This window comes from Acinetobacter sp. V102_4 (assembly GCF_031799005.1).
Classification (GTDB): Bacteria; Pseudomonadota; Gammaproteobacteria; order Pseudomonadales; family Moraxellaceae; genus Acinetobacter; species Acinetobacter calcoaceticus.
Window position 1 is genome coordinate 124,291 of the sequence record NZ_JAVQNR010000050.1, and the last position, 21,360, is coordinate 145,650.

Consider the following 21,360-nt stretch of genomic DNA (forward strand, 5'->3'; position numbering starts at 1 on the left):
TAATCCAATTAAACTGAGTTCTGACGTTGATATGTACTCAACACAAAATCCTGAAACTGCGTATTAAATGGAACATTCAAATCTTGTAAACAACTCGATACTGTTGAGTTTGAACCGGATAATGGCTGGCTATTTGGACGTTTCAGACAATTTGTAATATCAGCCTGAGAAGCATCGGATAAATTGGGCAAAATAGATGTCACATATACTCTTATTCTTTTTGTTTGCTCATTATCCAATTTCCCCAAACTTTCAAGATCGCTCCCTAAAGTGACAATTTGTAATGGGCGTGCAGGTGTGCTTAGCGGTGGATTTACAATAATAGCAACTTGTGTCATTTGTGCTTTACGACGGCTAGCATAATCATTAACTGCACTTAAATCACAAAACCCAGATACACCATTTACGGTGATGTCTGTATTTTCTTCATTCCATTGCAAGGTACTTGTATTTGCAACAGAAAAAGACGTTGCAGGAGAGGTCTGGCTTCTAAAACAAAAAACGACTTCTTTTCCCTGATTTTGTAATGCAAAGCCAAGCAAACTTGTGGGATTACCACTTGTACTAGCAAAGCCTTCGGCACCTAATCGGTAAAGTACAGAATCAGATGATTGCATGAGTAACTGCTGGGCTTGACTGTTTGTTGCGATATTTAAACTTGTTAAACTTTGCCGAACAGCTAATGTCCCAATTACCGTAATCACTAGCAGTAAAATTAAAACAACGATTAATGTTGAACCCTTTTGTACTTTCATTACATGACCGCCGTATCTTGAGAAAACAAACCATTACGCAAGGCGATAGTTTGAGTAATAACTGTACGCAAATATTTTGGAGGGTTTCCCGTCGGCACCTTAATAGATACATTTTGATCAAGCACTTTATAAGTTTGGCTATTTGAAACTAAACCGTTCTCACGAATACTTTCATTAGAACGTACAAGTAAACCTACTTGAATAGAATTAACTCGCGGACGCGGATTTGCATTCAAAGCAAGATATTGTCCAATCGAGATATAACGAAAATTTGTTGTATTGGTATCATCGGAAATGCCTAACATGAAGTGCAAATGATCTACACGTCTTACCAAGATTTCTCCTGCTGTCGTACCAAATACAGCCGTAGATGTTGAAGGGTTTTTTAAAATCGTGGTGTCATCCGATACATATGAACCTGCTTCACATGCAAGTGCTAATGCAGTGTTAGGTTCATTTGATATGGCATTTGAATCTGATCTCAAAAAGAAACGCTCTATAATATATCTATTGGCCTCATAATTATTTCCTTCACAATCGATGCCTGCCTGCTCTGTAAAGAATTGAACAACCAATTGATCGCTGCCTTGATTTGTTTTTCCTGTGGCAGGAGGTACAGCCGAAACCTGCACATTACTTGCATTGGTAGCAAAACTTGTGACTGGTACAGCTACTGTTGAAGGAATCGTGTCTGAGATATTCGTTGGAATCGTATCAGCCGTATAAGTTGGGCCTGCTACTGTTGGAAAGCGGGAAGTTTGTCTTGTTGTTATTACAATTCCGCCGTTAGCTAGTCGATCATTTATGATGTTATTATTTCCATAATTACTCTTGCGAATATCATTCGAGATATAGCGTAATCCGAAGTTTCCACTTTCCTGCAGATCAGCCATCGCTCGTTGAGTATTTAAAGAAATTTGCCCCGTAAGAAATAGCTGGGTTGCAGCAGCTGTAATCAATAGCCCCAAAACAATTGCTACCATGAATTCGACAAGTGTGAATCCCTGCTGAATATATATTTTATTCATCTCAATATAACTCCATGACGACACATTTAGCTTGGGGCAAATATGCACCACCATTCGTACAAGCATCTGAGTCGGTAGAACTATTTATTGCTTTTGTTTTCCCCCATGCGACATAGACACACTTGCGGCTTTGAGTACCACTCACTTGACAGTCGGGTAAGCGAATCTTCATTCCTAGATCATTTGCCTGACTAACAACCTGCGCAGTATCATAATTTGCCATGTGAACAGACGTCGTACATGGTGTTGTATTTGTCGTTTGAATACATTCTGGAGTCGCTGTTGTACTTTGTGTTGTTGCATTTAAATTATTGCCATAAGTACTAAATGCAGCCCTATTTACACGAATACGTTCAGCTAAATCCCTTGCAAGATTCATAGCTTGAATTTTACTCATAGCCTCATCTGTGGCATCAACGGCTCTTAACTGCAATGCAGTAAATCCTAAAACCCCTATCGCAAGAATCAGTAAAGCAACTAATACTTCCATCATCCCTATGCCCCTTTGATTGTATTTATTCATGAGCAAGTTCCGTCGTTTTTTGAATAAACAGTTCCCATCCGAGTTAACGCAAAGGATTTTTGAGTTTTAGCTGTTGAGTTACAAATTACAAAATCCGTGTCAGCAGAAATACCTAAAACTAACGCTCCATCTCTACCAAAAGTAATACTACTTATTGATGTTGGAGCAGTTACTCGATTTCCTAACGTGGGCTCCCAATAAAAATCTGTATTTGTATTGGTTCCATCAACTAAATGGACAGTAACATTTGTTCTTAATAAAACAGCTTGGCTACGCCCTTGAGATAAGGTTGAGATCAGCTCTCTCGTATTCGCATTTAATCTTTGTTTTGCCATGAGTTGAGTAAAAGACGGCGCAGCCATCATTGCGATAATAGCCATTACCGCAATCGTCACCATGAGCTCAACCAAGGTGAACCCTTCTTGCGGAATAATTCCCCTCATCCCCAGAAACCCCAAATAAACTTAAAAATTTTTATTTATTATTTAAATTTTACGGTTTAGATTTACAAAACAAATACAAAGCAGATAAAGGGTATAAAAAAACAGATAATCGTCACATCAACAATTATCTGTTTTACTATTTTAAAATCAGTATGTTAAATAAGTCACACTTTATGCTTGAGTCACGTGAATGCGTAATTCTTTAGGAAGACTAAAGGTTATGTTCTCTTCACGTCCATCTAATTCTTTAGGTGCTTGCGCGCCCCAGTCTTGTAAACGTTGAATCACTTGCTTAATTAGAATTTCCGGCGCTGACGCACCCGCTGTCACACCAATTTTGCAAGTATCATTGAACCATGACTGTTCTAACTGATCAGCATTATCTACAAGGTAAGCTGCTTTGCCCATACGCTCTGCAAGCTCGCGTAAACGATTTGAATTTGATGAGTTAGGTGAACCTACGACCAATACCACATCACACTGTTCGGCCAAGTCACGTACAGCATCCTGTCTGTTTTGAGTTGCGTAGCAAATATCGTCTTTACGTGGCCCTTGAATATGAGGAAATTTTGCACGCAAAGCATCAATAACTTTAGCCGTATCATCAATTGATAAAGTTGTTTGAGTTACAAATGCAAGTTTTTCAGGATGTCTTACTGCAAGTGCAGCAACATCCGCTTCATCTTCAACCAGATAAATGTCACCACCTTTTAATTTGTCATATTGCCCCATTGTTCCTTCAACTTCAGGGTGTCCTTCATGACCAATTAAAATTGCTTCAGTACCTTCACGTGCATATTTAGTCACTTCAATATGAACTTTGGTAACCAAAGGGCAAGTCGCATCAAACACTTTTAAGCCTCGGCGCTCAGCTTCTTGTTGAACGGCTTTTGAAACACCGTGCGCACTAAAAATTACAATTGAATCATCCGGAACCTGATCTAGTTCATCAACAAAAACTGCCCCTCTTTGACGTAAGTCATCTACCACAAATTTATTGTGTACAACTTCATGACGTACATAAATAGGAGGATTAAAACATTCTAAAGCCCGATTGACGATTGCTATGGCTCGATCAACACCGGCACAAAAACCACGCGGATTAGCTAACACAATTTCCATAACAGCCTCAAAATTAATAAAACAGGGGAATTTCTCTTGAATATTTGCAATTAAAACTATTCAGTTTAAACGCACGGTACACTACAATAGCGAAGATATTTTATCATATCAGGAAAAATATCATGTCGGGTCTATTGTTTGTCGTTTCTGCTGCATCAGGAACAGGCAAAACATCTTTGGTGAAAGCCCTGCTTGACCGTGTAAGCAATTTACATGTTTCAGTCTCGCATACTACCCGAGGTCAACGTCCTGGTGAGTTAGATGGTGTTCACTATCACTTCACTACAAAAGATGACTTTCTAGACCAAGTAAACCATGAAGGCTTTATCGAATACGCTGAAGTATTTGGTAATTACTATGGCACTTCTCAAGCAACTGTAAAACAACAGTTAGCTCAAGGGCACGATGTTCTACTTGAAATTGATTGGCAAGGTGCAGAGCAAGTACGCAAACTTTTTCCTGAATCCAAGCAACTATTTATTTTACCGCCAACACAGTTTGACCTACGTCAGCGTTTATCTAATCGCGGTACTGACTCAGTTGACGTCATTGAACATCGTTTAAGCTGTGCAGTTGAAGACATGCAGCATTACACGAACTTTGATTACATCATTATTAATGATGATTTTAATAAAGCCTTACATGAGCTTGAAGCTGTGATTACAGCAAATCGTTTAGTGTTATCTCAGCAAGCAAAACGTCATCAAACATTAATTCAAGACTTGATTACTCCTCAACCAAAACAGGAATAACTTGAGTCTGGATCGAAAGCCTTTTATACTGTTTAGTCTGTTCAAATTCACCATTCCAAAACGAGAACTTTTATGGCACGCGTCACCGTTGAAGATTGTTTAGATCATGTAGACAACCGTTTTGAGCTTGTGCTCGTTGCAAGTAAACGTGCTCGTCAATTGGCACGTCAAGGCATGGAGCCAACTGTAGAATGGGATAACGACAAACCGACTGTAGTTTCTTTGCGCGAAATCGCGGCAGGACACGTTACGAAAGAAATTCTTAAACAACGTGAACAAGATTATCAAACTTCTAGTCTTGATCTTGCTCTTTCTACAAACAGCTTGAATTTAGAAGGTTTTTCTTTCTAATTAATTCTGTTTCATAAAAAAACCATCGTTTTTCTGCGGTGGTTTTTTATTTGGCTTTGTCTTGAATTTAAAGATATTGAAAAAATCAATTATTTTCATTGAAAAAAAATACACTTTTTCAAATGAAAAAATTGACAAGTTCCGCAATATGCTTTTCATTAAGAAGTAGATAGATTTAGTTTCTCAGCATTAGGAAAAAGGGTGATTTATGCCAGGCGAAGAGGTCAGCCAAGCCAAGCAACAGCTTAAATTGATTATCGACCCTTACTTATCGGTAAGTGAGGTCGAGAAAGTGCTTGCTGCCTGTGATTTTGCCGATCTAGCGCATACTGGCATTACACGTAAAAGTGGTGAACCCTACATTCTGCATCCAATTGCTGTCAGCTGCATTCTTGCGAACATGCGTTTAGATGCTGAAACTTTAATGGCAGCACTTTTGCATGATGTTATTGAAGACACTCAATATACAAAAGAAGATATTACTGAAAAGTTCGGTCTGACAGTTGCCGAGCTGGTTGACGGTGTAACCAAACTTAGCCAGTCAAGTGATAAAGAATATAACAAGGCCGCCTCATTCCGAAAAATCTTGCAAGCGACCCTACAGGACCCACGTGTCATTATTATTAAATTAGCCGATCGCTATCATAATATGACAACTCTAGGTGCTTTACGTCCAGATAAACGCGCCCGTATTGCTCAAGAAACTCTTGATATCTTTGTGCCAATGGCGAGATTAGTCGGCATGAATGAAATGGGCGATAATCTAGAAAATCTTTGTTATCAGAATCTTGATCTTGATATGTTTGATAACGTGCAAAATGCACTACGTCAAACCAAACCAGAGCGATGTAAATATCAAAGTATCTGGGAACAAAACCTCGCTGAACTTCTCCACAACTATCATATCCAAGGCCGCATTAAAAAGAAAAATAACAATATCGAATTATTACGCCATTTCGTTAAAAATGAGATGGATCTACAAGAGCTTACCCATAGCCATGCTTTTGAAATTGTTTTACAAACAATTGCCGACTGTGACCGCTTAGTTGATGCCTTAAGAGAAAATTTTCAGGTCATTCAATATCAGGACCATATCCGTCGTCCGTTACCAGGTGGCAATCAATCTTTACTGATTAAACTTAAAGGCGAAAAAACCACACTATCTCTTACCATCCAAACCGAGCTTATGCGTAAAGCTGCCCGTTTTGGGGTAGTGCTCGGTGAAAATGCACCACAAACTTGTCGCTCAGCCATTCAGGCATCTATGCAAAACCTGAATACGCTTATCGATGGAGAATGTGCAAAAACAACCTTCAATGATTTATTAGATTACTTACATCAAGAAAAAATTTGGGTTTACACACCACATGGTCAACTCCATGAGTTACCACAAGGTGCTACCGTAGTTGATTTTGCTTATTCAGCAAGTTTATTTTTAGGTAATCATGCAGTTGGTGCAAAAGTGGATGGTGAGATTAAACCATTATCTACACCATTAATTAGCGGTCAGGTTATCGAAGTTATTACGGATGTTTTAGCAACACCAAATCCAGACTGGTTAAGCTTTATTAATACGCAAAAAGCGCGTCGTGCTTTACAACATGTTCTTAAAGATCAGGAAATTGAAGAACAGCGTCTTGTGGGTGAGCAAGCACTTTCTCGCGCATTAAAACTCTTCAATCGTTCGATCAGTGATCTCTCTGATGCTGACTGGTTAGATTTACTGCAGTGGCGTCACATCGATAACAAGAATACATTGTTTGAACAAATTGCGGTTGGTGACTTACTTCCTCAACTTGTGGCTAATCACCTATTTGCTCATGACAAACACCCTCAAGTAGAAAACTCAGATCGACTTATTCAGAGTACTGAAGGTATCGACGTTAAATATGCGCATTGCTGCAATCCAGTTTTGGGTGACCCAATTCAGGGGCACTTAACACGTCGTGGGTTAATTGTGCATCGCATCCGCTGCCATAACTTGCTACATGAACAACATCTACATCCTGAAAATATTATGCCGCTTCAATGGAAAGCAGATGATGTAGATGATGTACGTTTTACCGCCTACCTCGCTATAGATATGGCAATGAATGATGAACAGGTATCAGACCTGATCTATCAATGTCGTAAAAATAATGCTGGGGTAGAGATGGTTCATTCAAATGAGCAAAGAACTTTTGTTAATATTGTAGTTAACAACCGTAAACATATTGCAAAAGTCATCCGTGACTTACGTATGCATTATGGTTTCCCGCGTATTGAACGTTTGGATGCTGCTAATCCCCAAATGGAAGTTTCCAAAGTAAGCTAGTCTTTACAAGAGCTATTGGTCAGGTTTATGTTTCTTTAACAAAATCAAACTTTCCAAATCCACTTAATCAATTAAATCGATGATACTTTTGTCCAAACCTATCATCGATTATGATGGAAAGAGATTTAATCAAGGAGAACCAAATGTCCCGCCAAGTGATTCATACTGAAAATGCCCCTGCTGCTATCGGCACATACTCTCAAGCTATTTTAGTAGACAATACGCTATATCTATCAGGGCAGATTGGTTTAGACCCATACAGTATGGAACTTGTAGAAGGTATCGAAGCTCAAATTCGCCGTGTATTTGATAATTTAAAAGCGGTTTGTGAAGCTGCTGGTGGTTCACTTGCAGACATTGCCAAACTTAATATTTTCCTAACCGATTTATCAAATTTCCAACTTGTAAACCAAATTATGGGTGAATATTTTGCTCAACCGTATCCTGCCCGTGCAGCATTAGGTGTAGCTAGTCTACCTAAAGGTGCATTAGTAGAAATGGATGGTATTGTTGTTATTAATCAATAGGATACAAAATATTAAACACTCGAAATTAAAAAATATTTAGCTCTAAATTAGGTACCACCCTTGCTTAAAATCTGAACACCACTCAGATTTCCGCTCAGGTGGTATTTTTTTATCCAAAATCCCAATAATAATAAATGAGATTTTAAATGAATTTCATTGACAAACGATAATAATTATCAATAATATCAATTATCGCATTTATATTTGGGGATCACTCCCATGTACGTTTGCTTGTGTCGTGGCATTACCGATCAAGATATTAAAGACGCTGTTGAAAATGGCGCTGAAAGCTATCGCGAAATTCGCGACTTGCTTGATCTCGGTACTTGCTGTGGACGCTGTGCACCAGAAGCACGTGCTATTATTAGTGAAGAATTATCAGAAATCGCTGCTCGTATTTCTGTAGCTGCTTAAAAGAATTATAAATATTTAACCGTATTTATTAGCTCCTCCACCGCTTTTTGCGGAACGTTACTAGTTCCTCATTCAAGCGGTTTTTTTTGGCAGGAAACTCTCCTGCACTAATATTGTGTTGTTTTTGATTGCGATTTTCATTTGCTGTTCCATAAACTACTCGCCATATCCATGATTGTTCACTAAAATGGTTTTATAGATTGCCTTAATTGGATTAAGGCAGAAATTGTTTTGGAGTAGCTACAATGAAAGGCAATCGTGATGTCATTAATCAGCTTAACCAAGTGCTGTATCATCATTTAACTGCAATTAATCAATACTTTTTACATTCACGCATGTTTAATGATTGGGGAATTGAACAGCTAGGTTCTGCCGAATATAAAGAATCAATTCGTCAAATGAAGCATGCAGACAAAATTATTGAACGTATTTTGTTTTTGGAAGGCCTGCCTAATCTTCAGCATTTAGGTAAACTTTACATTGGTCAGCACACCGAAGAAGTCTTACACTGTGACATTCGTAAAGTGAAAGAAAATATAGAAGCGATTCAGCAAGCAGTAGCTTTAGCTGAAACTGAGCAAGACTATGTGACTCGTGATCTCGTTCAAGAAATTTTAGAGAAAGAAGAAGAGTATTGGGACTGGTTAGATACCCAGATTGACCTTATCGGCAACGTTGGCATTGAAAATTACATCCAGAGTCAGATGTAGTTTCTCATAAAAAAATCCCCTTGAGTACAAGGGGATTTTTTTATTACTTTTCTTTTAATAAATCTGGTAGCGTTATTTTTTGCTTATAGAGATGCTTTAAAATTAATATTTGCTGCTGCGCTTGCTCTATTTTTCCATTATAAGCCAGCAATTTTGCATATTTACGTAAATTATAGGGAGTCGCTTTATTCTTTACTGAATTTCCCCACTCAACTAAATCAGCTTCAGATAATTTAGTTTCTGGATTAAGTTCAATCCATTTTAAACGCTCTTCAAACTGCGTTAAAACAAAAATTTTACTGCTTCCCATGAACTCTGCATTTGGCTTTTTATTCTTATAAAGTAAATTACTATTCAGAACATAGACATTATAATCACGTAAAATCGCAATAATAAGCAGTAAACTAACTATCCATATTAAGCGAAAAAGTTGCTTATTAAGTACAATTCCTTTGAGTACTGGAGTCTGCGCCTGAACAATACCAAGTAAAAAACCACAGGTAAGCAAGAAATAAGCATAGCGCTGTGGGAACTCGAACATGGCATGAATAAACACCGCACACACCATCATAATCGCTATAATTGAGATGCTTTCTTTAGCCTGTTGATTTAACCAAAGGAACCAACACGCAAAGTAAGCAATGATTACAGCAGCTAATGGAATACCATTCCAGACAATTAAATCAAGCAGTACATTATGGGCGCTATTAAACCATACATGTACAGTTCCATATTGAATACTATCGACTACAGCAACACTAGTTTGGCTCCACCCATACCCAGCCCATGGTTGCTGAGCTATAGCATGCAATATTTGTATCCACATACCTACACGCTCATGCCCCGAACCTGCCCGAGCAACAAACGTACTCGTTTCAGTAATCTCTGTATTTGTAGAGAATTCGATGAATTGAGTGATATAAGGTAAGATTAAGCCAGCAATTAAAAAAAATGTTAGGCACCACAAGAAGCCTTGAGCAAATCCAAATCTTTTTTGCTTTCCAAACTGCTTAATCATCCAATAGATAAGTAAAAATGGAAAAACTATCCATGAAGTTCTTGACTGACTCAATGCGACCGTAAATAAAATAATGAGCGCTGAAGGCAATAACAACCAGATAGTTACTTTGTTCTTTTCATATAAATACAAACACCCTAATAATCCAATAATTAAAAAGGTCGCCATATTATTGGGTTGACCAAAATTACCGTAAGGACGATTACCCAGCAACTTAAGCACATACGGAATATGAGACTCGATATTCAACCATTGGCAAATTGCAATGAAGCTAGTGGCAAGGGATACAATAATTACGAGTAAGCTAAAACCCGAAAAGATTTGATCGCGCTTTTGTTGATCTAAAGATAGGTTGTAACCAGCCAAGACCATAAACCAAAAACCAAGCAAGTAAAATGAACTCAATAAGGCTGTGCTCAGATCAAAAACTAAACCCAAACCCCACTGTACTATTGGGATTAAAGTAAATGGCAGCAACAATAGTTGTGCCCTAGGAATTTTAATATTTTGCTGAATTAGAGCGGCTAATACACATAATCCAGCCCCAAAAGTACTCACTTCACTCGAGAACATGACCCAAGGGCTATAGTGAAATGGAGACAACCATGCAAAACCTAACAGGATTGCAGCGAGGAATAGGAAGAATACTTGCATAGTGAGAGGTTAGAGACCAAAACTGGAAAGAATTATACATGCAAATAGAAAAAGAGAAGTTCTAACTAATTTATAAACTGCTAATACCGATAGAAGTAAATTTTAAAATAAAAAACGCACCATGAGGTGCGTTTTTTTATTTTTTATTATTAGCTAGTACTAGTTGTCGGGCAAGCTGAAGTAGCATATTTTTGCAACACGTTTGAAGAACAAGTCCATGTACCTGTACCAGCATTTCTTGTCCAAACGATGGTTTGGGTAGCAATCGCTTGAGCAGCACTATTACCTATTGTCGCAGTAATTGTTGAATCAGTTGTCGCGTTAGCACCAATTACTGCAACAGGAACACCTGTAACCCCAGAAGATACTCCATTAGTTCCATTTAAGCCACCTGTAGCAGCACCTGTTAAAATATTTGATCCAGTAGCGCCAAAGTCACATGCAGCCGTTGCTTTTCCATCAAGTATACATGTATCTAAAGCAGTTTTCAGACCTGCAGCTTCATCTACAGCTCTTGTTACTTGTGATTTCGCAATATAAGTTTGATATTGCGGAATTGCAATTGCCGCCAAAATACCGATAATCGCAACCACGATCATGAGTTCAATTAATGTAAAACCTTTTTGTGCATTCATAGCCTTTTTCCCCAAAGATTGTATGTATGTTTTTATATAAGCTTTTTCAGCTATCAACTATAATGCAGCAACCATGCCAACTTTTATTTTTATTATAAAACAAAAACTTATACAATCTTTTCAATTTAATAAATATAAAATCACTGTAAATAACTGACAAAAATCGTCATATAACTTTTTAACCAAATGCATCACACATCAAAAAAAGTAAACAAAACTTATCAAAGTTTATATTTGCTTTTGTGAACAAACTCTCTTTAAAAATAAATAAATAGGTGACATTTTTTGTCAGTCACCTTAAGAAATAAAATTTAAAAATTATGGATATAGAACTTTTAGAAAATAACTTAATTAATAATAATTGGAGCATTTCCCAATTCATTGGATTGATCTGGTATGTTTTCATCATAAAAACGTGACATTACCTCTCCAATTTGATGAACACCAATCACTACAGCTTGCTGATATTGTTTTTGTTTAAGTTGTTGAACGATAGACTCACAAATCTGTTGCCAGACTTGATCATTAGTGGCATTTCTAATACCGCGGTCAAATATAATTTCTACTGTACGTTCACATAGGTTCAAATAAAGTAGTACGCCACTGTTTAATGCGGTATCCCATACCCCTAATTCTGCAAATAACTGCTGTGCCCTTAAACGTGTATTTTGTCTGTAGGCCTGTGAACATGGAATATGACCTTCAATTACAACTTGTATTTCTCCAACATGCCCATGTTCTGCTTGTTGTACCGCATCAGCAATAGTTTGCTTATCTTGTTTTGAAAAATAACGGCTACTGGCCGGAAAATAGCATAGATGTTTAAACCAACGTTTTAGGCTTGGCTCTACAGATTCCTCAATTTTAGGTTGAGTAATAATTTGTGTTGTTTCTGATGTTGTTACCATGAGCCTGATGCACCTCCACCGCCAAAACGACCTCCACCCCCGCCATAGCCTCCGCCTCCACCGCCGAAGCCACCACCACGCCCTCCTCCGCCTGCACCACTCAGAATAACCTGTAGAATCAGTTGGGCAATTGAAGTAATGAGTAAAAAGAAGATTCCAAAGCCAAGTAATAAGCTAGTCACTAGACCTGCGCCATTTACAAACCCTGCTACCGCCGCAGCGACGCCCGCAGTAGATGCACTAAGAGGTCGCCCTACAATAAATGACCCCACAATTCCGGCAACAAGAATAAATAGAGCCATTGTAAGGGTTGTTTGTTTGGCTTGTTGCTCTTCTGCGGCTTGGTGTTGTCGTTCCTTTAAATCTTGAGCAGCTTGCTGAGCAACTTCTGGATCAAGATTTAAAATTCTTCCAATTTCATCAACACCTGCATTTAAACCTTGCGCATATTGGGCTTGTTTAAAATAGGGTGTGATTTGGTTTCTAATAATTCGACTCGAGACAATATCTGGTAATACGCCCTCTAAGCCATATCCGGTTAAAATTTGTATACGGCGGTCATTTACCGCAACCGCAATGAGCAATCCGTTATCGCGCTTTGCTGAACCAAGTTGCCATTTTTCACCTACACGCAATGCATAATCAAAGATATCTTCTTGCCCTGTTGTAGGAACAATAACAATACCGATTTGTGCTTTGCCTTGTTGATATAAACTTAGAATTTTTTGGTCGAGCTGCTGCTTCTCTGCCTCGCTTAATATATTTGCTTGATCAATAACAGGCTGATTTAAGGTTGGCAAACCACGAATCGATTCACCATCTGCCATATCGTTGGCGACTTGAGCTTGGGGAGCTACGCCAGAAGCAGACTGTTCACTTTTAGAAGCGGAAGCTTGAGCCTGCTGCTTCTGAATAATTTTGCCCGCTACAATGGTGTCAGTTTCATCAGTAGCAGTTGCAATATTAGTCTCACTCCATGCTGCATTCTGAAAAAGAACACCGCAACAGAGCAAAATTAAGGTAATAACAAATACCTTAATTTGCTTAAGCTGAAGCAATATATTATTTCTCATGCAGCACTCCTTTGATTCTTAAAATTAATCAAAAGAAACTTTTGGTGCCTGCTGTGCAGATGCTTCGGCAGAGAAATTGGCTTTTGGATGCATACCAATTACTTTTGCAGTCACTGCTTGCGGGAACTGGCGTACATATCCGTTGTAGTCTTGCACTGTTGTAATATAACGATTACGAGCTACAGCAATACGGTTTTCTGTTCCTTCCAGTTGAACTTGAAGTTCTTGGAATTGGGTATTGGCTTTTAAATCTGGATAGTTTTCAGAAACAGCAATCAAACGAGATAAAGCCCCTGTTAATTGACTTTGAGCCTGTTGGTATTTTTCAAGTAAAGCCGGGTCTTCTAGAACTTCTTTATCAACCTTCAAACCAGCAACATTCGAACGTGCCTGTGTAACCTCGGTTAAGACTTGTTCTTCATGCTTAGCATAGCCTTTTACAACATTCACAAGGTTTGGTACTAAATCTGATCGACGTTGATATTGGTTTTGAACTTCAGACCAAGCTGCCGTTACTGCTTCATCTTTGACTTGTAAAGTGTTATAGCCACACCCTGAAAACAATAAGGTACTGGCAAGTGTCGTCGCGATCGCGAGTTGTTTCAATGTTTTCATCGTCACATTATCCTCAAGTTTTTCTTTATATTTTTAACCTTTTTCCTCGATTGTATGATGATTTTGGCATTATTGTGTTGCTTTTATTTTATTGATTTAAAAACCGGATTTTTCAATCCGGTTATTTATTAACTTAATAGTTGGTCTTTTTCTTGTTGAAAACTTGCCATTCGATATTCATCTGCCAAAGAACTTTTCCAGTAATCGACCATACGACCATAATCCTTTTGACTTGGATGGAAATCTTTTTTGTAATATGCGAAATATTCGGGCATGAGCTGAACAAGCATTTTAACCAGCAAATATAAACCAAATAAATTACCTCCAATTTTAGGTAAGCTATTCCATTTATCTTGCCAAAATAAGCGGGTTGTTCCATAAAAAGCAATACTGGCAAATCCTGTGGTAACACTACGCATGAGTAAGCGACGAATACGATCATCCCCATACACATGCTGATAGACATCGAACGCCACTGAACGGTGCTCAATTTCTTCAATCGCATGCCATACCCAAAGTTTTAGCGCATCTTGATCTAACGTTTTTAATAACTCTGGGTGCTGTAAAACATATCCCCCAAGTAGAGCAGTAAAATGTTCAAAAGCACAGGTAAGGGCCAATTGCAGTTTAGGAGGAATCGTTCTTAAATATTTATCACGCTGATTTAGCCAGTTTTGAAAGCTGTCTAGATTATAATCATCACGCCGCCAAGCTTCATTAAACTCATCATGAGCTTTGGAATGCATTGCCTCTTGCCCAATAAAAGCGGCAATTTGAGCCTGTAATTGTGGGTCGGAAACCTTATCACGTACATTGCGCACGCTATTTACGAAAAACTGCTCTCCTACAGGAAACGTTGAAGATAGTGCAGTTAAAAAGTGAGACATAAGAGGAGAATTCGCAAAATAGTGCCGCTTGATCGCCTTAGGATTAAATTCAAGGCGACGCACAGTAATACCCAACGCTTTTCGACGATTTAAATATGATTTTTCTGCCGTCATACCTGCGATGCTCATGTTCAACACCTATTGTATTGAAGAAGGAAGCTTTGAGTATGTCGTGATGGTTAAAGGCTAAAAAGGGCTAAAAAGCTTATTGTATTTGCCAAAAATATCAAAGTGACTAGCGGTAAAAATAAAGCCTGCATCAAGCAGGCTTTATTAAAAACTTTAAAAATAGTTTTTTAGATTAAACACCGAGGTAGTCTAAAATTCCTTCAGCAGCTTGGCGGCCTTCCCAAATTGCAGTCACGACAAGGTCTGAACCACGGACCATATCGCCACCAGCAAAGATTTTCGGGTTCGATGTCTGAAATTTGAATTCTTGCTTTTCAGCTGCCACAACACGGCCTGAACCATCAAGATTAATATTCGCGTTACCAAACCAGTCAGCTGGGCTTGGGCGGAAACCGAATGCAAGTAAAACCGCATCAGCTGGTAATACTTCTTCAGAACCTGGAACTGGTTCAGGGCTACGACGGCCACGACTATCGGGTTCACCCATTTGAGTCGTCACCACTTTAACGCCTGTCACTTTGCCATTTTCGCCTACGATTTCGATCGGTTGACGATTGAACAAGAATTTCACACCTTCTTCATAGGCATTTTTTACTTCACGTGCAGATCCTGGCATGTTGCTTTCATCACGACGGTATGCACACGTTACATCATGAGCACCTTGACGTAATGAAGTACGGTTACAGTCCATCGCTGTATCACCACCACCAAGTACAATCACTTTTTTACCATCTAAGCTAATGTACTCACTTGGGTCTTTTTCCCAACCTTGGCAACGGTTCACGTTAGAGATCAAGAAATCAAGTGCATCATAAACACCTGCAAGATCTTCACCTGGGAAGCCACCCTTCATGTAGGTATAAGTTCCCATACCCATGAATACAGCATCATATTCTGCAAGTAATTCATCAATGGTGACATCTTTACCAATTTCAGTATTTAAGCGGAATTCGATGCCCATACCTGTGAAAATTTCACGACGGCGCTTCATTACATCTTTTTCCATTTTAAATTCTGGAATACCGAATGTAAGTAAACCACCAATTTCAGGACGCTTGTCGAATACAACTGGCTTAACACCACCACGAGCTAAAATATCCGCGCAACCTAGGCCTGCCGGACCGGCACCAATGATTGCAACTTTTTTGTCAGTCCATTTCACGCCTGACATATCTGGACGCCAGCCTAAAGCGAAGGCTGTGTCGTTAATATATTTTTCAGCATTACCAATAGTCACTGCACCAAAACCATCATTTAAGGTACAAGCACCTTCACATAAACGGTCTTGTGGACATACGCGACCACATACCTCAGGTAATGTGTTGGTTTGATGGCAAAGCTCAGCAGCTTGGAAAATTTGGCCTTCAGCAATGAGTTTTAACCAGTTTGGAATGTAGTTATGTACAGGACATTTCCATTCGCAATATGGGTTACCACAACCTAAACAACGGTGAGTCTGATTAGCGACAGTTTCCGATGTAAAAGGTTTATAAATTTCCACAAATTCTGCTTTGCGGACAGTAATATCTTTTTTCTCTGGATCTTGGCGTGCTACATCCAGAAATTGAAAGTCATTATTTAGGCGTTCTGCCATGTCTCTCTCCGTGGGTAGGCGCGGATTTCACTGTTGCCCGCACCTGCCTATGTCGTTGCAGTCGTGGAATTATTGTGGATCAGCTTGTGTTGTTTTCAAAAGCGTTTGCAAATTAGCAGCCTTTGGTTTCACAAGCCAGAATTTACGGCTGTAGAAATCGAACTCATTGCGGATTTTATAAGCCCAAGCACTACCTGTTTCTTTGATATGCTCATCGATAATACGCAACAAGAACTCTTTATGATCTTCCATAGATTCTGTTGAAATACGATTTAAATCAATCAATTCATGGTTGTAGTAATCTACAAAGTCATTATCAAGGTCAAGTACATAAGCAAAACCACCAGTCATGCCTGCACCAAAGTTATGGCCTACTTTACCAAGTACAGTCACAACACCACCTGTCATATATTCACAGCAGTGATCACCAGCACCTTCAATTACAGCAAATGCACCAGAGTTACGAACTGCAAACCGCTCACCCGCTGTACCCGCTGCAAAAAGCTTACCGCCAGTTGCACCATACAAACAGGTATTACCAATAATTGCTGTGTTTTGTGTTTGGAAAGGCGAACCTTGTGGTGGGAAGATTGAGATACGACCACCTGCCATACCTTTACCCACATAGTCGTTTGCATCACCTTCAAGACGGATGTGTAAACCACCAGCGTTCCATACACCAAGCGACTGACCAGCAGTACCAGTTAAGTTCATGACTACAGGATGCACTTCCATGCCTAAGTTGCCGTAGCGACGAGCAATTTCACCTGACACACGAGCACCGATCGAACGGTCACAGTTCACAACTTTGAAGTTGAACTGACCGCCTGCACTTGATTCAATTACAGGAAGCATTTCTTCAACCATTTTCTCAGCCAATACACCTTTATCAAATGGTGCATTACCCTGTACTTCACAATACTGTGCTTTACCGTCAGCAGATGGATGAGATGTTAACAATGCACTTAAATCAAGGTGAGCATGTTTTTCAGTTTCACCCGATAATACTTCAAGTAAATCAACACGACCAATTAAGTCTTTCAATGAAGAAACACCTAATGCTGCTAACCATTCACGAGTCTCTTCCGCAATAAAGTGGAAGAAATTGATCAGCATTTCTGGCTCGCCAATATAGTGCTCTTGACGTAAGTGATCTTGTTGAGTTGCAACACCTGTTGCACAGTTGTTCAAGTGACAAATACGTAAATATTTACAACCTAAAGCAATCATTGGTGTTGAACCGAAACCAAAGCTCTCAGCGCCTAAAATTGCTGCCTTGATCACATCAAGACCAGTTTTTAAACCACCATCAGTTTGTACGCGTACTTTGCCACGTAAGTCATTCACGCGAAGTGCTTGATGCGCCTCACTGAGACCTAATTCCCATGGAGAACCCGCATGGTGAATTGATGAAAGTGGAGATGCTGCTGTACCACCGTCATAACCAGAAATGGTAATGAAGTCTGCATATGCCTTAGCAACACCAGCAGCAATTGTTCCCACACCCGGTTCAGATACCAGTTTTACTGACACCATTGCTTTCGGGTTAACTTGTTTCAAGTCAAAAATTAACTGAGACAAATCTTCAATTGAGTAAATATCGTGATGTGGTGGAGGTGAAATCAGCGTTACACCCGGTACAGAGTAACGTAAACGTGCAATTAAGCCATTTACTTTACCACCTGGTAACTGACCGCCTTCACCTGGTTTTGCACCTTGAGCAACTTTAATTTGCAATACTTCAGCAGAAGTTAGGTAAGCAGGTGTTACACCAAAACGACCAGATGCGATCTGTTTGATTTTAGAGTTACGAATTGTGCCGTAGCGAACAGGATCTTCACCACCCTCACCAGAGTTTGAACGGCCACCAATTGTATTCATCGCGATTGCAATTGCTTCATGTGCTTCTGGAGAAAGAGCACCTAAAGACATACCTGCCGAGTCAAAACGAGGCAAGATATCTGCAACTGACTCTACTTGGTCAACTGGAATCGAATTCGTTGTTTTTAACTTGAATAAGTCACGAATAGTTGCAACCGGACGGTTGTTAACCAACTCAGCATATACTTTAAAGTCTTCATACTTACCAGAGCGAACAGCCGTATGTAATGAGTTAATCACGTCTGGGTTGAACGCATGGTACTCTTTATCAAATACGAATTTAAGCAAACCACCCTGATCAATCGGTTTGCGATTTGACCAAGCTGTAGCAGCTAATTTTTTCTGGTCTTTTTCAAGGTCAGCAAATGTTGCACCTTGAATACGACTTGGAACACCCAAGAAACACTGATCTACAACTTCAGACGACAAACCTACTGCTTCAAAAAGCTGACCGCCACGATACGATGCAACTGTAGAGATACCCATTTTTGAAAGAACTTTTAATAGGCCTTTCTCAATCCCTTTACGGAAGTTCGCTTGTGCGTGGATTGGATCACCTAAAAGCTCACCTTTAGCAATCAAATCATTGATCACGTCATATGCTAGGTATGGGTAAACTGCGGTTGCACCGAAACCAAGTAATACCGCAAATTGGTGCGGATCACGGGCAAAACCAGTTTCAACCATGATATTAGCATCAGTACGTAAACCAGTTTTAATGAGGTAATGGTGTACCGCACCTGTTGCAAGTGCTGCATTTGCAGGCAAGAAACCTTGGCGAATATTTTTATCAGTTAAAACAATTAAAGTTTTACCATCACGAACTGCTTGTGCCGCTTCTTCACAAATACGTGTAATCGCAGCTTGCAAACCTTCTTCTTCAGCATAGTTCAAATTGATGTCAACAGACTCATAGCCTGCACGATCAATACTACGGATTTGCTGCATTTTTGAGTTAGACAGAACAGGGCTCGAAATAATGATTCGATCTGCGTGCTCTGGACCTTGCTCAAATACATTTTGCTCACGACCTAAACACGTCTCAAGGGACATTACAATCGATTCACGTAATGGATCGATTGGAGGGTTAGTCACCTGTGCAAATTGTTGACGGAAATAATCAGTCACATGACGTACTTGACGAGACAATACAGCCATTGGCGTATCATCACCCATAGAACCTACTGCTTCCTGACCACTTTCAGCAATTGGACGCAATAACTGGTCACGCTCTTCAAATGTCACCATAAACATTTTTTGAGCTGCTTTTAAAGCATCTCCAGTTAAACCTTGATCAACTAATTGTTCTTCAAGTTCAGGATTAGCCTTTAAGCGAATTGCATGATCACGCAACCATTCACGGTACGGACGCATGTTTTTAAGATGAGTGTTTACATCTTTAGTATCAAGTACTTTGCCTGTTAAGGTATCAACTACCAAAATTTGGCCTGGACCTACACGGCCTTTAGAAACCACGTCTTCAGGTTCATAGCCCCAAACACCAATTTCAGATGCTAAGGTAATGTAATCATTTTTAGTAATTACCCAACGCGCAGGACGTAAACCATTACGGTCAAGCATACAGATTGCATGACGACCATCTTGAATTACCAAGCCCGCAGGACCATCCCAAGCTTCCATGTGCTTAGAGTTGAACTCATAGAATGCGCGTAAGTCCGCATCTAAAGTTTCTACGTTTTGCCAAGCTGGCGGTACGAGCATACGTAACGCACGGAATAAATCCATACCGCCGCCGACCAAGATCTCAAGCATATTATCTAAGCTTGATGAGTCTGAACCAGTACGATTTACCATCGGGTTAAGTTCAGTTAAGCCCGGCAACAATGGATTTTCAAATTTAGGAGTACGTGCTAATGACCAGTTACGGTTTGCTGTAATGGTGTTAATTTCACCATTATGAGCAAGATAACGGAAAGGCTGAGCCAATGGCCAACGTGGTAAAGTGTTGGTCGAGAAACGTTGATGGAACACGACAATATGTGATTTTAAACGTTCGTCTGCCAAGTCTGTATAGAACTCAGCAATCGCAGCAGGCATCATCAAGCCTTTATAAGTGATCACTGTCGAACAAAGCGTAGTCACATAGAATAACGGATCTTTTTGTAATTGTTGTTCCGCACGGCGACGCGCTAAAAATAGCTTACGGTTGAACTCAACTTCGGTTACACCCATTGGACAGTTCACAATGACCTGTTCAAAAGCAGGTAAAGACTGAAGTGCAATTTCACCTAGTGCATCGTTATTTGTAGGCACAACGCGCCAAGCCAGTACGCGTAAGCCTTCTGCTTCAATTTCTTTATTTAAAATATTTTTAGAATGTTGCGCTAATGCCGGATCAATATTTAGAAATACCGTACCCACAGCAAAAACTTCGCTCAGTGTAATATCACTCAGTTTTTTTGCTTCATCACGAAAAAATTGCTTTGGCATCGCCAATAATAAGCCGCACCCATCTCCCGTCTTGCCATCTGCGGCAATACCACCACGGTGCGTCATGCAACTTAAACTGTGAATCGCGGTTTCTACAAGATGATGACTTGATTCACCCTTCATATGGGCAATCAGTCCAAAACCACAGTTATCCTTAAACTCATCAGGTTGATATAAACCTTGAGCGGGAGCTACAGTATTAGGCGATGGCATGTGCATAGCGTACCCTTCTTTCAATAAGGCTCTTTCGAGCGTCAAACAAACAACTTATTTCTGCGATATTGCCTACGGACGATAGTTAGCTCAATGTTTCGCAAAAAAAAATTTTGGGCTGATAAGCCAATATACGCTGTTCCATAAATGCGTACACTGGTTTTTGCTAGAAAAATGTTTTGACTTATTTCGCACTCTTTTAAAGCAGTTCGACCCCACGACTCTGCATAGACTTCACTCTTTAGAGCGCCAAAATAGTTAGCAGTACATTAATAAGCACAAGAATAAAGCAAAAACTATGCCAATATGATTTTTACAACTTAAGTGTTTATATTTATTAAAAATAGATCAGTTTTATTCAGG

At 39.5% G+C, this 21,360-nt stretch carries 19 protein-coding genes and 1 pseudogene; 7 read left to right on the plus strand and 13 right to left on the minus strand.

The genetic code is table 11. The features are described 5' to 3' along the window. Positions 1-8: 8 nt before the first annotated feature. Genes RMB13_RS15390 through RMB13_RS15405 form a run of 4 tightly spaced genes read right to left on the minus strand, consistent with a single transcriptional unit; the run spans position 9 to position 2,749 of the window. Positions 9-755 carry a PilX N-terminal domain-containing pilus assembly protein gene (locus tag RMB13_RS15390; RefSeq protein WP_311085678.1) on the minus strand — a complete coding sequence of 249 codons (747 nt, stop codon included), beginning with the start codon at positions 753-755 and terminating at the stop codon, positions 9-11. After that, complete coding sequence (locus tag RMB13_RS15395; protein ID WP_311085679.1) at positions 755-1,783, minus strand: PilW family protein; 1,029 nt, start codon at positions 1,781-1,783, stop codon at positions 755-757. Before RMB13_RS15395 ends, RMB13_RS15390 begins: the two co-directional genes overlap by 1 nt. Before the next feature lies 1 nt (position 1,784). Then, positions 1,785-2,306, minus strand: coding sequence for a type IV pilus modification protein PilV (gene pilV / locus RMB13_RS15400; protein ID WP_311085680.1), 522 nt, complete (start codon positions 2,304-2,306; stop codon positions 1,785-1,787). Next, positions 2,303-2,749, minus strand: a complete 447-nt coding sequence (locus RMB13_RS15405; RefSeq protein ID WP_311085681.1) for a prepilin-type N-terminal cleavage/methylation domain-containing protein — start codon at positions 2,747-2,749, stop codon at positions 2,303-2,305. The genes pilV and RMB13_RS15405 overlap by 4 nt, the downstream gene beginning before the upstream one ends. On the opposite strand from RMB13_RS15405, the pseudogene RMB13_RS15410 reads away from it, so the two are divergent. Beyond that, positions 2,655-2,955, plus strand: a pseudogene (locus RMB13_RS15410) (hypothetical protein); the annotation flags it as partial. The gene RMB13_RS15405 and the pseudogene RMB13_RS15410 overlap by 95 nt on opposite strands. On the opposite strand, the gene ispH reads toward RMB13_RS15410, so the two are convergent. Further along, positions 2,921-3,871 carry a 4-hydroxy-3-methylbut-2-enyl diphosphate reductase gene (ispH, locus tag RMB13_RS15415; protein WP_003653781.1) on the minus strand — a complete coding sequence of 317 codons (951 nt, stop codon included), beginning with the start codon at positions 3,869-3,871 and terminating at the stop codon, positions 2,921-2,923. The pseudogene RMB13_RS15410 and the gene ispH overlap by 35 nt on opposite strands. 122 nt (positions 3,872-3,993) lie before the next feature. Between ispH and gmk the strand changes: the two genes are divergently transcribed. From gmk to bfr, 6 genes are all read left to right on the plus strand, one after another. Then, positions 3,994-4,623: a guanylate kinase gene (gene gmk / locus RMB13_RS15420; RefSeq protein ID WP_311085682.1), complete on the plus strand. Its 630-nt coding sequence runs from the start codon at positions 3,994-3,996 to the stop codon at positions 4,621-4,623. A gap of 72 nt (positions 4,624-4,695) precedes the next feature. Beyond that, positions 4,696-4,974 (plus strand): DNA-directed RNA polymerase subunit omega, encoded by a 279-nt coding sequence (rpoZ, locus tag RMB13_RS15425; protein WP_002116990.1) that lies wholly within the window; start codon positions 4,696-4,698, stop codon positions 4,972-4,974. Between the two features lie 208 nt (positions 4,975-5,182). Then, entirely contained in the window at positions 5,183-7,288 is a 2,106-nt protein-coding gene (locus tag RMB13_RS15435) for a bifunctional (p)ppGpp synthetase/guanosine-3',5'-bis(diphosphate) 3'-pyrophosphohydrolase (protein ID WP_005038306.1), read from the plus strand. Positions 7,289-7,431: 143 nt separating this feature from the next. Then, the gene (locus RMB13_RS15440) at positions 7,432-7,815 is read left to right on the plus strand and encodes a RidA family protein (RefSeq protein ID WP_004789789.1); all 384 of its coding nucleotides are present in this window, start codon (positions 7,432-7,434) and stop codon (positions 7,813-7,815) included. A 219-nt stretch (positions 7,816-8,034) separates the two neighbouring features. Continuing rightward, positions 8,035-8,229: a bacterioferritin-associated ferredoxin gene (locus RMB13_RS15445; protein WP_004639703.1), complete on the plus strand. Its 195-nt coding sequence runs from the start codon at positions 8,035-8,037 to the stop codon at positions 8,227-8,229. A 245-nt stretch (positions 8,230-8,474) separates the two neighbouring features. Further along, complete coding sequence (gene bfr / locus RMB13_RS15450) at positions 8,475-8,939, plus strand: bacterioferritin (RefSeq protein ID WP_005038304.1); 465 nt, start codon at positions 8,475-8,477, stop codon at positions 8,937-8,939. 43 nt (positions 8,940-8,982) lie between these two features. Here bfr and RMB13_RS15455 read toward each other — a convergent pair whose 3' ends face one another. The 8 genes from RMB13_RS15455 to gltB form a co-directional block, all read right to left on the minus strand. Beyond that, positions 8,983-10,611: a Wzy polymerase domain-containing protein gene (locus tag RMB13_RS15455; RefSeq protein ID WP_311085683.1), complete on the minus strand. Its 1,629-nt coding sequence runs from the start codon at positions 10,609-10,611 to the stop codon at positions 8,983-8,985. Between the two features lie 149 nt (positions 10,612-10,760). Beyond that, positions 10,761-11,246 (minus strand): pilin, encoded by a 486-nt coding sequence (locus RMB13_RS15460; protein ID WP_311085684.1) that lies wholly within the window; start codon positions 11,244-11,246, stop codon positions 10,761-10,763. A gap of 347 nt (positions 11,247-11,593) precedes the next feature. Beyond that, positions 11,594-12,154 carry a TPM domain-containing protein gene (locus tag RMB13_RS15465; RefSeq protein ID WP_311085685.1) on the minus strand — a complete coding sequence of 187 codons (561 nt, stop codon included), beginning with the start codon at positions 12,152-12,154 and terminating at the stop codon, positions 11,594-11,596. Continuing rightward, complete coding sequence (locus tag RMB13_RS15470; RefSeq protein ID WP_311085686.1) at positions 12,148-13,227, minus strand: TPM domain-containing protein; 1,080 nt, start codon at positions 13,225-13,227, stop codon at positions 12,148-12,150. The genes RMB13_RS15465 and RMB13_RS15470 overlap by 7 nt, the downstream gene beginning before the upstream one ends. 24 nt (positions 13,228-13,251) lie before the next feature. Next, positions 13,252-13,842 carry a LemA family protein gene (locus RMB13_RS15475; protein WP_003653797.1) on the minus strand — a complete coding sequence of 197 codons (591 nt, stop codon included), beginning with the start codon at positions 13,840-13,842 and terminating at the stop codon, positions 13,252-13,254. A 128-nt stretch (positions 13,843-13,970) separates the two neighbouring features. Continuing rightward, positions 13,971-14,858, minus strand: a complete 888-nt coding sequence (locus RMB13_RS15480) for a metal-dependent hydrolase (protein ID WP_056482453.1) — start codon at positions 14,856-14,858, stop codon at positions 13,971-13,973. Positions 14,859-15,030: 172 nt separating this feature from the next. Further along, on the minus strand, positions 15,031-16,452 hold the full coding sequence (locus RMB13_RS15485) for an FAD-dependent oxidoreductase (protein ID WP_281836054.1): 1,422 nt from the start codon (positions 16,450-16,452) through the stop codon (positions 15,031-15,033). Positions 16,453-16,521: 69 nt separating this feature from the next. Further along, the gene (gene gltB, locus RMB13_RS15490) at positions 16,522-20,997 is read right to left on the minus strand and encodes a glutamate synthase large subunit (RefSeq protein ID WP_311085728.1); all 4,476 of its coding nucleotides are present in this window, start codon (positions 20,995-20,997) and stop codon (positions 16,522-16,524) included. Positions 20,998-21,360: the final 363 nt, after the last annotated feature.